The 12,816-nt window shown below is 72.8% G+C and carries 8 protein-coding genes; 6 read left to right on the plus strand and 2 right to left on the minus strand.

Annotated features, from left to right (window positions below; genetic code table 11):
- Nucleotides 1–94: 94 nt before the first annotated feature.
- The 6 genes from ACFYO9_RS25295 (at nt 95) to ACFYO9_RS25320 (ending at nt 8,668) form a co-directional block, all read left to right on the plus strand.
- A complete protein-coding gene (locus ACFYO9_RS25295) occupies nt 95–847 on the plus strand; it encodes a response regulator transcription factor (RefSeq protein WP_355814539.1) in 753 nt (250 codons plus the stop codon).
- Nucleotides 844–2,490, plus strand: a complete 1,647-nt coding sequence (locus ACFYO9_RS25300) for a HAMP domain-containing sensor histidine kinase (protein WP_358778547.1) — start codon at nt 844–846, stop codon at nt 2,488–2,490. The genes ACFYO9_RS25295 and ACFYO9_RS25300 overlap by 4 nt, the downstream gene beginning before the upstream one ends.
- A gap of 26 nt (nt 2,491–2,516) precedes the next feature.
- Nucleotides 2,517–3,986 carry a glycosyltransferase gene (locus ACFYO9_RS25305; RefSeq protein ID WP_358778548.1) on the plus strand — a complete coding sequence of 490 codons (1,470 nt, stop codon included), beginning with the start codon at nt 2,517–2,519 and terminating at the stop codon, nt 3,984–3,986.
- Nucleotides 3,983–6,142, plus strand: coding sequence for a glycosyltransferase family 39 protein (locus ACFYO9_RS25310; RefSeq protein WP_355814548.1), 2,160 nt, complete (start codon nt 3,983–3,985; stop codon nt 6,140–6,142). The genes ACFYO9_RS25305 and ACFYO9_RS25310 overlap by 4 nt, the downstream gene beginning before the upstream one ends.
- Before the next feature lie 116 nt (nt 6,143–6,258).
- On the plus strand, nt 6,259–7,761 hold the full coding sequence (locus ACFYO9_RS25315) for an MFS transporter (RefSeq protein ID WP_358778549.1): 1,503 nt from the start codon (nt 6,259–6,261) through the stop codon (nt 7,759–7,761).
- 133 nt (nt 7,762–7,894) lie between these two features.
- Complete coding sequence (locus tag ACFYO9_RS25320) at nt 7,895–8,668, plus strand: TetR/AcrR family transcriptional regulator C-terminal domain-containing protein (protein ID WP_355814554.1); 774 nt, start codon at nt 7,895–7,897, stop codon at nt 8,666–8,668.
- A 549-nt stretch (nt 8,669–9,217) separates the two neighbouring features.
- Here the strand turns inward: ACFYO9_RS25320 and ACFYO9_RS25325 are convergent.
- Entirely contained in the window at nt 9,218–10,039 is an 822-nt protein-coding gene (locus ACFYO9_RS25325) for a YceI family protein (protein ID WP_355814556.1), read from the minus strand.
- Nucleotides 10,040–10,229: 190 nt separating this feature from the next.
- Nucleotides 10,230–12,803 carry a DHA2 family efflux MFS transporter permease subunit gene (locus tag ACFYO9_RS25330; protein ID WP_358778550.1) on the minus strand — a complete coding sequence of 858 codons (2,574 nt, stop codon included), beginning with the start codon at nt 12,801–12,803 and terminating at the stop codon, nt 10,230–10,232.
- Nucleotides 12,804–12,816 lie beyond the last annotated feature (13 nt).

The raw sequence follows: 12,816 nt of genomic DNA on the forward strand, positions 1-12,816 counted from the left end.
ACTCCACGCTCGAATGACCCCGGCCCGGCCTTTTCTCAGGGAATTCACAGGTTCGCGCAAGAGTGTTCTCAGGGGCCCCGCACAGGGTGTGCGTATGACCACGACCACGCCTCACGCGCGTACCGAACTGCTCAGGCCGGACGGGAGCCCCGTCCGCGTGCTCGTCGTGGACGACGAGGTGTCGCTCACCGACCTGCTGTCCATGGCCCTGCGGTACGAGGGCTGGGAGATCCGCAGCGCGGGCGACGGGGCGGGCGCGGTGCGGGCCGCGCGCACGTTCCGGCCCGACGCCGTGGTGCTCGACATGATGCTGCCCGACATGGACGGGCTCGCCGTGCTCGGCAGGCTGCGCCGCGAGATGCCCGACGTGCCGGTGCTGTTCCTCACCGCGAAGGACGCGGTGGAGGACCGGATCGCGGGGCTCACGGCCGGCGGCGACGACTACGTCACCAAGCCGTTCAGCCTGGAGGAGGTCGTGGCGCGGCTGCGCGGGCTGATCCGACGGGCCGGCGCCGCCGACAAGCGCAGCGAATCCACCCTGGTCGTGGGCGACTTGACGCTCGACGAGGACAGCCACGAGGTGACGCGGGGCGGCGACTCCATCCACCTCACGGCGACCGAGTTCGAGCTGCTGCGGTATCTGATGCGCAATCCGCGGCGCGTGCTCAGCAAGGCGCAGATCCTCGACCGGGTGTGGAACTACGACTTCGGGGGCCAGGCCAACGTCGTCGAGCTCTACATCTCGTATCTGCGCAGGAAGATCGACGCCGGGCGCGAGCCGATGATCCATACGCGGCGCGGGGCGGGGTACCTGATCAAGTCCGCGGTTCCTGTCGCCCGTACGTGAGACGGTCCCTCCGCCGCGCGGGGCGGCCGCTTCTCCCGCGCAGGGAGCGGCCGCGCACGCTCCGCACCCGGCTCGTCCTCTCCGCCGTCGCGCTGATCGCCGTCGTGTGCGCGGTGATCGGAACCGTCACCACGCTCGCCCTCAAGTCGCACCTGTACGACCAGCTCGACGGCGCGCTCGGCGACGTCGCGAAGCGGGCGTCCGGACCGGCCGTGGCACCCGGCACCGGTAGCGACACCGGCACGGGTAACAGCAACGGCACCGGCAACCGCGGCCTGCCGGGTGGTGGCGGTGACGGGCCCGGCGCCCACGACCCGCTGGAGTTCGTCACCCGCGGCCCGCAGGAGCTGGGGACCATCGGCGCGGAGGTGGGCCGGGACGGCGCGGTCGGCCGCGCCCTGCTGAGCACCGAGGCGGACGACGACAGCGGCAGCCCGTTGCCGGACGCGACCCGGCTCGACGCCGCCCAGATCGCCGCGCTCGCCGCCGTTCCCCGGGACGGCGAGCCGCACGACGTCGACATCCCGGGGCGCGGCGCGTACCGCGCGACGTACGCGTCCGGCGTCCGCGGCGACTTCCTCGTCGGCGTCCCCGCCGCCAAGGCGCAGAACACCCTCGACACGCTGATCGTCGTCGAGGTCAGCGTCACCGCGGCGGGCCTGGCCGCGGCCTCGCTGGCCGGCGCCGCCATGGTCGGCGTCGCGCTGCGCCCGCTGCGCAGGATCGCCACGACCGCGACGCGCGTCGCCGAACTCCCCCTGCACAGCGGCGAGGTGGCCCTCCACGAGCGTGCGCCGGACGCCGACCCGCACACCGAGGTCGGCCAGGTGGGCGCCGCGCTCAACCGCATGCTCGACCACGTCCACTCCGCGCTGGAGGCGCGCCAGCGCAGCGAGACGCGGGTGCGCCGGTTCGTCGCCGACGCCAGCCACGAGCTGCGGACCCCGCTCGCCTCGATCCGCGGATACGCCGAACTGACGCGCCGGGGGCGGGAGTCCACCGGTCCCGACACGCGGCACGCGCTCGGCCGTATCGAGTCCGAGGCGGAGCGGATGACCGGGCTCGTCGAGGATCTGCTGCTGCTCGCGCGGCTCGACGCGGAACAGCCGCTCTCGTACGAGAGCACTGATCTCGCGCCGCTCGTCGTCGACGCCGTCAGCGATGCGCGGGCGGCAGGGCCCGACCACCACTGGCGCCTCGAACTCCCCGCGGAACCGGCCCTGGTACGCGCCGACCCGGCCCGCCTGCACCAGGTCGTCGTCAACCTCCTCGCCAACGCCCGCACCCACACCCCGCCCGGCACGACGGTCACGGCCCGGGTGTGCGGGGCGGGGCCGCACGTGCGTCTGGAGGTCCGGGACGACGGGCCCGGCATCCCGGCAGAGCTGCTGCCCGCCGTCTTCGAACGGTTCGCCCGCGGCGACGCGTCCCGCTCCCGGCAGGCGGGATCGACGGGCCTCGGCCTCGCCCTCGTACGCGCCATCGTGACCGCGCACGGCGGCACGGTGACCGTGGAGAGCGTGCCGGGGCGGACCGTGTTCACGGTCGTGCTGCCGGCCGTCGCGGGCCCGCCGCCCACCACCACACAGCCAGACCACAGCCTCACCTCACAGCCGGGCCACAGCCTCACCACACAGCCCTGACAGACCAGTTGGCGAACGTCGGCCGCATGCGAACCGACTCTTCCCCGGCCGCCGTCTCACCAGGTGCCGTCTCCCCGGCCGCCCTGCCCTCGCGGGAGCACCTTCCCGCCGCGTGGCGTGACGTGCCCGTTCTGGACGTCGTGATTCCGGTCCACAACGAGGAGAAGGACCTCGGGCCGTGCGTCCTGCGGCTGCACGACCACCTCGCCCGCACCTTCCCCTACCCGTTCCGCGTCACGGTCGCGGACAACGCGTCCACGGACGGCACCCCGCGGGTCGCCGCCGGGCTCGCCGCCTCCGTACCGGAGGTGCGGCACGTACGGCTCGACCAGAAGGGCCGGGGCCGGGCCCTGCGCGCCGTCTGGTCCGCATCCGACGCGCCCGTCCTCGCCTACATGGACGTCGACCTCTCCACCGACCTCAACGCGCTGCTCCCGCTGGTCGCCCCGCTGATCTCGGGCCACTCGGACCTGGCGATCGGCTCGCGCCTCGCGCGCAGCTCACGGGTGGTGCGGGGCCCCAAGCGTGAGTTCATCTCCCGCACGTACAACCTGATCCTGCGCGGCTCGCTGCACGCCCGGTTCTCCGACGCCCAGTGCGGGTTCAAGGCGATCCGCGGCGACGTGGCGCGGGTGCTGCTGCCGCTGGTGGAGGACACCGGCTGGTTCTTCGACACCGAGATGCTGGTGCTCGCCGAACGTGCCGGGCTGCGCATCCACGAGGTGCCGGTCGACTGGGTCGACGACCCGCACTCCTCGGTCCACCTGGTGCGGACCGCGACGGACGACCTCAGGGGGGTGTGGCGGGTGGGGCGCGCGCTCGCGGTCGGGGCGCTGCCGCTCGACCGGCTCGCCCGCCCGTTCGGCGACGACCCGCGCGATCGCGGGCTCACCGGAGTTCCCGGCGGGCTCACCCGCCAGCTCGTCGGCTTCTGCGTGGTCGGCGCCCTGTCGACGCTGTTCTACCTCCTCCTCTACAGCGGCTTCCGTACGTTCACGGGGTCGCAGGCCGCCAACGCGCTCGCCCTCCTGGTCTCGGCGGTGGCCAACACCGCGGCGAACCGGAGGCTCACCTTCGGTGTCCGCGGCCGGAGCCGGGCGGTCCGCCACCAGGCGCAGGGCCTCGTCGTCTTCGCCATCGGTCTCGCCCTGACCAGCGGCTCCCTGGCGGCGCTCGGCGCGGCGTCGGGCGACCCGGCGCACTCCACGGAACTGGCCGTCCTGATCGCGGCGAACCTCGCGGCGACGGTGCTGCGGTTCCTGCTGCTGCGGGCGTGGGTGTTCCCGGACCGCGGTGAGACCGCTTCGGAAGCGACAGCTCCGCCGAAAGCCACGGTTCCGGTGGAAGCCACGGCGCCGACGGAAGCCACAGTTCCGCCGGAAGCCACGGCTCCGGCGGCCACACCCGTGCCCGACACCACACCCGCGCCCGACCTCCCATCCGCGCCCCACGTCCAGTCCCCCGCTCCCCACGACCACCCGAGGACCGCACGATGACGACCGCCTCCCCCACACCCACACCCGCACCCACATCGGCACCGCTCCAGGCCGCGCGGCCCGGCGGCCTGCCCGTACGGCTGTGGCGCGGTCGCCCCGACGACCCGCGCTGGGCCCGCCCCGCGTTTCTCGGCCTGCTCCTCGCGACCGCCGTCCTCTACCTCTGGAACCTGAGCGCGTCCGGCTACGCCAACTCCTTCTACTCCGCTGCCGTCCAGGCCGGCAGCCAGAGCTGGAAGGCCCTCTTCTTCGGCTCGCTCGACGCGGGAAACGCGATCACCGTCGACAAGCCGCCCGCCGCGCTCTGGCCGATGGCGCTCTCCGTGCGCGTCTTCGGTCTGAACTCCTGGGCGGTCCTCGTCCCGCAGGTCCTGATGGGCGTCGCGACCGTCGGGGTGCTGTACGCGGCCGTGCGGCGCCGCTTCGGCCCGGCGGCCGGACTGCTCGCGGGCGCGGTCCTCGCGCTGACGCCCGTCGCCGCGCTGATGTTCCGCTTCAACAACCCGGACGCGCTGCTCGCCCTCCTGATGACCGTCACGGTGTACTGCGTGCTGCGCGCCCTGGAGCACGGCCGCACCGCGTGGCTGGTGTGGGCGGGCGTCGCGGTCGGCGTCGCGTTCCTCGTCAAGACGTTGCAGGCGTTCCTGATCCTGCCGCCACTCGCGGTCCTCTACGCGGTGTGCGCGCCGGTGCGGCCGCGCAGGCGCTTCGGCCAACTCGCCGCGGCCGCGGGGGCGATGGTCGTCGCGGGCGGCTGGTGGGTGGCGGTCGTCGAGCTCTGGCCCGCGTCCTCGCGCCCGTACATCGGGGGCTCGCAGAACAACTCCTTCCTGGAGCTGACCTTCGGCTACAACGGCCTCGGCCGCATCAACGGCGAGGAGACCGGCAGCGTGGGCGGGGGCGGCGGCCCCCGCGGCGGTGGCGGAGGAGGCGGTGGCGGGGGAGGAGGTCAGTGGGGTGAGACCGGCATCGGCCGGATGTTCGACTCCGAGATCGGCGCCCAGATCTCCTGGCTGCTGCCCGCCGCGCTGATCCTCCTGGTGGCGGGGATCGTCCTCACCCGCAGGGCGCGCCGCACGGACACCGCGCGGGGGGCCTTCGTGGCGTGGGGCGGCTCGCTCCTGATGACCGCGGCGGTCTTCAGCTTCATGGCGGGCATCTTCCACCAGTACTACACGGTGGCCCTGGCCCCCTACATCGCCGCGCTCGTCGGCATGGGCGCCACGGTCCTGTGGGAGGAGCGCGCGTCGCGGTGGGCGGGCGCGGTGCTCGGCGTGACGGTGGCGGCCACGGCGATCTGGTCGTACGAGCTCCTCGGCCGGGCCCCGGAATACCTCCCGTGGCTGCGCTGGGCGGTGCTCGTGGCCGGCCTCGTGGGGGCGGTGGGATTGCTGCTCGCGAGCCGTGTCGGGCGGCAACTGGCGCTCATCGCGGTGGGGTTGAGCATGGCCGCCTCCGTCGCGGGGCCGGTGGCGTACACCTTGTCGACGGTGGACAGCGCGCACACGGGCTCGATCGTGACGGCGGGCCCGGCGTCGGCGGGGGGCCGGGGCGGCCCGGGGGGTGGCGGCAGGCCGGGTGGCGGCGGTCCCGGTGGTGCGGGCGGTCCGGGCGGCGGCCCCGGCGCGTTCCCGGGCCGGCAGGGCAAGGGCGCCCAGCCACCCGGCGCCAACGGCAACAACGGCAACAACGGCCCCCAGACCCAAGGCGGCAGCACAAAGAACCGCCCGGCCGGCGGAACGGCACGCGGCGGCGGCATGGGCGGACTGCTCAACGGCGCGCAGGTCTCCGCCGAGGCGAAGAAGCTCCTGGAGGCGGACGCCGACGCCTACACCTGGGCGGCCGCGGCCATCGGCTCGCAGAACGCGGCGAGTTACCAACTGGCCACCGAGCGGCCCGTGATGGCCATCGGCGGCTTCAACGGCAGCGACCCGTCGCCGACGCTCGCGCAGTTCAAGCAGTACGTGGCGGACGGCGAGATCCACTACTTCATCGGCGGCGGCGGAATGGACGGCGGAGCGGGCGACCGCCCCGGTGGCGGAACGGGTGGCGGCGACGGCGCCTCCGCCGGGATCACGTCGTGGGTCGAGTCGACGTTCAAGAAGGTGACGGTGGGCAGTGCGACGTTCTACGACCTGACGCAACCACAACCGTAGCCGCAGAAGCAGCGGGCCCGGGCCCCGGAGGGCGCTTCCGGGGCCACCCTCCCGTAAATCTCTTGTACGCCGTACAGGCTTTGTTCTACGGTGTAAGTCAGACAAGGGAGGACCGCATGACGGCGACGACTGCCGAGAGCTCCACCGCCTCGTCGAGGCACCCGCAGCGCTGGCTGATCCTCGGCGTCATCTGCCTGGCGCAACTCACCGTGCTGCTGGACAACACCGTCCTCAGCGTCGCGATCCCCTCCCTCACCCGGGAGCTGGACGCGTCCACGTCCGACATCCAGTGGATGATCAACGCGTACTCGCTCGTCCAGTCGGGGCTGCTGCTCACCGCGGGCAGCGCCGCCGACCGCTACGGCCGCAAGAAGCTGCTCGCGGCGGGCCTCGCCCTGTTCGGCGTCGGCTCGCTCGCGGCCGGTCTCGCGCAGAGCTCCGCGCAGCTCATCGCCGCCCGCGCGGGCATGGGCGTGGGCGGCGCGCTGCTCATGACGACCACCCTCGCGGTGGTCGTGCAGATCTTCGACGACACCGAGCGCGTCAAGGCGATCGGCCTCTGGGCCACCATCAACTCCCTCGGGTTCGCGGCCGGTCCGCTGCTCGGCGGCTTCATGCTCGACCACTTCTGGTGGGGTTCGATCTTCCTGATCAACATCCCGGTGGCGCTGCTCGGCCTGATCGCGGTCCTCAAACTGGTGCCGGAGTCCAAGAACCCCCGGGGCGAGCGCCCCGACCTCTTGGGCGCCCTGCTCTCCACGATCGGCATGGCCGCGGTGGTCTACGCGATCATCTCCGGCCCCGGGCACGGCTGGACCTCGACACGGGTCCTGGTCGCCGCGGGCGTCGGCGTGCTTGTCCTCGGCGCGTTCGCGCTCTGGGAGCTGCGCGTCCCGTACCCGATGCTCGACATGCACTTCTTCCGCAACCAGCGCTTCATCGGCGCGGTGGCCGGCGCCATCCTGGTGGCCTTCGGCCTGAGCGGCTCGCTCTTCCTGCTCACCCAGCACCTGCAGTTCGTGCTCGGATACGAGCCGTTGGAGGCGGGGCTGCGCACGGCACCGCTCGCGGTGACCATCGTGGCCCTGAACCTGGCGGGCGTCGGCGCGAAGCTGCACGCCAAGATGGGCACGCCCCTCACCATCGCGTCCGGCATGAGCCTGCTCGCCGCGGGCCTCGCGGCGATAGCGCTGCTCGGCGGCGACAACTACAACGGCCTGTTGCTCGGTCTGATCGTGATGGGCGCGGGCATCGCGCTCGCCATGCCCGCCATGGCCAACGCCATCATGAGCGCCATCCCGCCGGAGAAGGCGGGCGTGGGCGCGGGCATCAACGGCACGCTCGCGGAGTTCGGCAACGGCCTCGGCGTCGCCGTGCTCGGCGCGGTCCTCAACTCCCGCTTCGCCGCGCTGGTGGCGGTCCCGGCCGCCTCGTTCCCCGCCGCGATGGCCGCGGCCGGGTCGACGGGCGAGCGCGAACGGATCGCCGACGCGTTCTCCGCGGGCCTGGAGACGAGCCAGCTGGTCGGCGCGGCCGCGGTGTTCGCCGGGGGCGTCCTCGCGGCCGCGTTGCTGCGCAGGGCGGAGAGGGCAGACTCCGTGGGTAAGACAGCGGCATAGCATCGGGGAGGGCGGACCACCCGGTTCCGGAAGGGGCCGACGGGCCGCCCTCGCACGCCGATCACGCACGCCGCCCCCGCACGCCGCCCACCCGGGCTGCTCCCGGCCCGAGGACCCACGAGGAAGGTGCGCCATGACGAAGGCAGCCGGCCGCACGAAGAACACGGCGCGGACGAGCGTCTGGCTGCAGGCCAAGGCCGCGCGCGGCGGCGGCCGCAAGGGCGACCAGCCGAGCGGCCTCGACCGGGACCGCATCACCGAGGCGACGGTCCGGCTCCTGGACGCGGAGGGCCTCGACAAGTTCTCCATGCGCAGGCTCGCCGGCGAACTCAACGTCACGGCCATGTCGGTCTACTGGTACGTGGACACCAAGGACGACCTCCTGGAGCTCGCCCTCGACGCGGTGTGCGCAGAGATGCGGCTGCCCGACCCGGAGGCGGCGCCCGAGACGTGGCGCGAGCGGCTCCGCGCGCTGGCGGAGGAGTACCGGGCGGCGCTGATCCGGCATCCGTGGGTGTCCCCGCTGGTCGGCCGGTACCTCAACATCGGCCCCAACTGGCTGGCGTTCGCCCGTGCCATCCAGTTCACGGTACGCAGCACCGGGCTCCCCGCGTACACGCAGAACGGGGCGATCTCGGCGGTCTTCCAGTTCGTGTACGGCTTCGGCACGATCGAGGGCCACTACATCTCGCGGTGCGCGGAGGCGGGGATGTCACAGGAGGAGTACTACCGGGAGGCGGCCGGCACCGTCCGCGACGAACTCGCCTCGCACGGGCTCCTGGAGAGCGCGGACGAGTTGATGGCGGCGCGGGACGGGGACACGGTCGAGGAAATGTGGGAACGCGATTTCACGATTGCCCTCGACCTGATGATCGCGGGCATCGAGTCCCTCCTGCCCCGCCCGTAGCGACGCGGAGCCGCTCCCGCGGGGGCGGAGGATGGGGTTCACCCTGCGCGGTGCGGCTGGGGCGGGGCGGGTGGGGGTTCCTCCCCCATTCCCCCTGCCTGCCGCAAACAGCCCCGCCGCTCCGCGGCGGATGTTCCCCACCCACCCACCCGTTTGCCCCGCGACGCAGGGCGGGGGTAGGGGCGGGTGGGTGGGTGCATCCAGCGACGTGGGGGTGGAGCGGGGCCGGGGTGCATCCAGCGATGTGGGGCTGGGTGGGGCCGGGGGTGCGTCTCACGACGTGGGGCCGGCCCCCACCGGCCGTCGGCCGCGTATGAGACGCGAGGGGACGTGGGGGTATGTGCGCACGGAGCACCGAGCGCACGATGGCCCCGCCGTTCACGAGGCGCGGCGAACAGTGGATGGCGAGTACGCACATACCCCCGCGGCCCCGCACCCACAGACGGACCGAACGCGCAGACCCCAGCCCCCGCGCGCCCGCACCCACCTCCCGCGCCCACAACGAACCCAAACGCCGCCCCCCGCCCAAGGCGCCCCCGCCAGAAATGATCAGCCCACCTCCGGCAGCCCCTCCCCCTGCACCGCCTGAATGTCCAGCGACACCCGCAGCGTCGTCCCGATCGCCGAGATGCCCGCCTGGACCACCTGGTTGTAGTTCATCGCGAAGTCCTCGCGCCGCAGCTCGGCCGTCGCGCGGAACGCCGCTCGCGTGCCGCCCCACGGATCCGCCCCGGTCCCGAGGTAGCTGAGGTCCAGGTCCACCGGCCGCACGACCCCGTGCATCCCCAGCTCACCGTGGACCGTCCACCGGTCCGTACCCGACGGCGTCAGACCGTTCGACCGGTACGTGAGCTCGGGGTACTGCTCCACGTCCAGGAAGTCCGGCGACTTCAGGTGCCCGTCCCGCATGCCGTTCCCCGTGTCGATCGACGCCGACCGGATGACCGCCTCGACGCGCGACTTCTCGACGTCCTCGGCGATCTCGATCCGCCCGCCGAACTCCGTGAACCGCCCGTGCACACTGGTGATCCCGAGGTGCTGAGCGACCGCGCCCACCGTCGAGTGCGCGGGGTCGATGGCCCACGGCCCGGGCGGCGGCAGCTCCGTGCCGCCCTGCCGGGCGAGGACGACGTTGCCGACCTCGGCCCGCCCGCTGGCGGTGACGAGCGCCGTGGAGGCGACGGGCGCGTACCCGACGGCCGTGACGATGACGGTGTAGGGCCCCGCCGCGAGCGGGGTCTCGTCGCGGACGACGCCCTCGCTGTCCGTGGCGGCCCGCAGCACCTGCGTGCCGGTCATGTCGGTCACCGTGACGACGGCGTGGGGTACGGCCCACCCGTCACGCGTACGGATCCGAGCGTTCAATGCCATCCCGTTTACTCCTTGCCGGGCTCCTCGAAGGAAGCCCCAAAGCTTCAAAATCAGGTCGGACGCAGACGCCCCCGGGCCGGCGGTGGCCGGCCGTCCCCTGCCGTGAACGCCACCGCCGGCCCGGGGGCCCTTTCCGCGACCGGCCCGGGGCCGCGCCTCCGCTCGGGGCGCGACCTCGGGCCGGGGCCGGTCACTCGCCCGGGTGGGCGAGTTCGATGTCGTGGCCGTCGGTGCCGCTGCCGGCGACCGTCAGCCCCGTGGCCACCGGCGGGTACCCCGTCGCGATGACCGTGTACTCCCCGCTGTCCAGGTCGGTGAAGGCGTACGCCCCGTCCGCCCCGGTGGTCGCGGTGGCGACGACGTTGCCTGCGGCGTCCACCAGCGTGACGCGGGCGTCGTTCAGCGCCGATCCGCCGGCCCGCACGGTGCCGAGCACCCGCGCGCCGGAGTTGAGCTCGACCTCGACCCGGGTGACCCCGGTGCCGCCGACCTCGACGGGCAGCGCCATCGGCCGGTGACCCGCGGCGTTCACCGCGATGGTGACGGTGCCGGGGACCAGCTCGGCGAAGGTGAACTCGCCCTGCTCGCCGGAGAGTCCGGTGGCGAGGACGTCACCGCGGACGTCGGTCACGATGACCATCGCGCCGTTGACCGGCAGCTTGCTGTCGGCGTCCCGCACGAGCCCGCTCAGCCCGCTGGTGCCGCTGAGCAGGATGTCGTACGACAGCGCCTCCTCGCCCACGACCACGGTCGAGGCCTGCGGCTGGAAACCGTCGGCGGAGGCGATGAGCACGTACGACCCGGCGCCCGGGGCGTCGACGGTGTAGGCACCGTCGCCCTGCGCGACCGCGCGGCCCAGCTGCCGTCCCCCGAGGGAGATCAGCGTGACGGCGGCCCGCGGAACGGGCGCGCTCTCGGCGCCGCGGACATAACCGCGGACCGGGATGCCGTTGGTGACCGGAGGAAGACCCCCCGCGCCGGCCTCGGCGGCGGACACCACGGCGGCGAGCCGCTGCGTGCCCTCGGGCCCCTCGGACCCGGCCTCGGTGTGCGAGGCGACGGAGGCGAGCACGGGCTGCTCGGCGGTGGCCGCGGGAGCGGCGGAAGCCGTGGCGTCGGCAGGGGCGTCGGCCGGAGCCGCGCCGTCCGTGGTCGCCGACGCGGCCTGGGCGATGCCACCCGACGTACGCAGCGGAACCTCCTTGATGAAGATGGTGATCAGGAAGGCGAGGAACGCGAGCGGCGCGGCGATCAGGAAGACGTCGGCGATGCCGTGCCCGTACGAGCTCTCCATCACCGTGCGGAACGGCTCCGGGATCTTGTCCAGGTCCGGGATGCCGCCGCCGCCCGTGCCGCCGTGGCCGAACTGCGCCGCGGCCTTCGGGCCGAGGTCGGTGATGCCGTCCTTGACGTAGTCCGTGATCCGCGTGGACATGATCGCGCCGAGCGCCGAGACACCGATCGCACCGCCCAGGGAGCGGAAGAAGGTGACCGTGGAGCTGGCGGAGCCGAGGTCCTCGGGGGCGACCTGGTTCTGCGTGCACAGGACCAGGTTCTGCATCATCATGCCGATGCCGAGACCCATCAGGGCCATGAAGATCGCGATGTGCCAGTACTCGGTGTCGTACCGGATGGTGCCGAGCAGACCGAGGCCGGCCGTCACCAGGACGCCGCCGCTGACCAGCCACGCCTTCCACTTGCCGGTCTTGGTGATGACCTGACCGGAGACGGTCGACGAGATGAACAGACCACCGATCATCGGGATCGTCATGACGCCGGACATCGTCGGGGACTTGCCCCGGGCCAGCTGGAAGTACTGGCTGAAGTAGACCGTGCCCGCGAACATCGCGACACCCACGAAGAGCGAGGCGAGCGAGGCGAGGGTGATGGTGCGGTTGCGGAAGAGCCGCAGCGGGATGATCGGCTCCTTGGCCTTCGTCTCGACGAGCACGAAGAGCAGGGCGAGGACGATCGAGCCGCCGACCATGGCGGCCGTCTGCCACGACATCCAGTCGTACTTGTCACCGGCGAAGGTGACCCAGACGAGCAGCAGGCAGACCGCGGCGCTGATGAAGAACGCGCCGCCCCAGTCGACCTTCACGTCGCGCTTGACGACGGGAAGCTTCAGGGTCTTCTGCAGGACGATCAGCGCGATGATCGCGAAGGGCACGCCGACGTAGAAGCACCAGCGCCAGCCGAGCCACGAGGTGTCGGTGATGACACCGCCGAGCAGCGGGCCGCCGACGGTGGCGACGGCGAAGGTGGCGCCGAGGTAGCCGGAGTACCGGCCGCGCTCGCGCGGGGAGATCATCGCGGCCATCACGATCTGCGCGAGGGCGGAGAGACCGCCCACGCCGATGCCCTGCACAACGCGGCAGGCGATCAGCATCCCTGCGCTCTGCGAGAGACCGGCGACGATCGATCCGCCGACGTAGATGACCAGGGCTATCTGTACGAGCGCCTTCTTGCTGAAGAGGTCGGACAGCTTGCCCCACAGGGGGGTCGTCGCGGTCATGGCGAGCAGCGACGCGGTGACGACCCAGGTGTAGGCGGACTGGCCGCCGCCGAGGTCGCCGATGATTTCGGGCAGGGCGTTGGAGACGATCGTCGACGACAGGATCGCCACGAACATGCCGAGCAGCAGCCCGGACAGCGCTTCCATGATCTGCCGGTGCGTCATCGGAGCGTTCTCGCCGGGGTGGCCGTGATGCGCTCCGTGCTTGGCATGGCTGCCCCGCACACCGGCTGGTGTGGTTGTTGCCATGGGCTTCCTTTTC

It is taken from the genome of Streptomyces sp. NPDC005863 (genome assembly GCF_042871345.1).
Classification (GTDB): Bacteria; Actinomycetota; Actinomycetes; order Streptomycetales; family Streptomycetaceae; genus Streptomyces.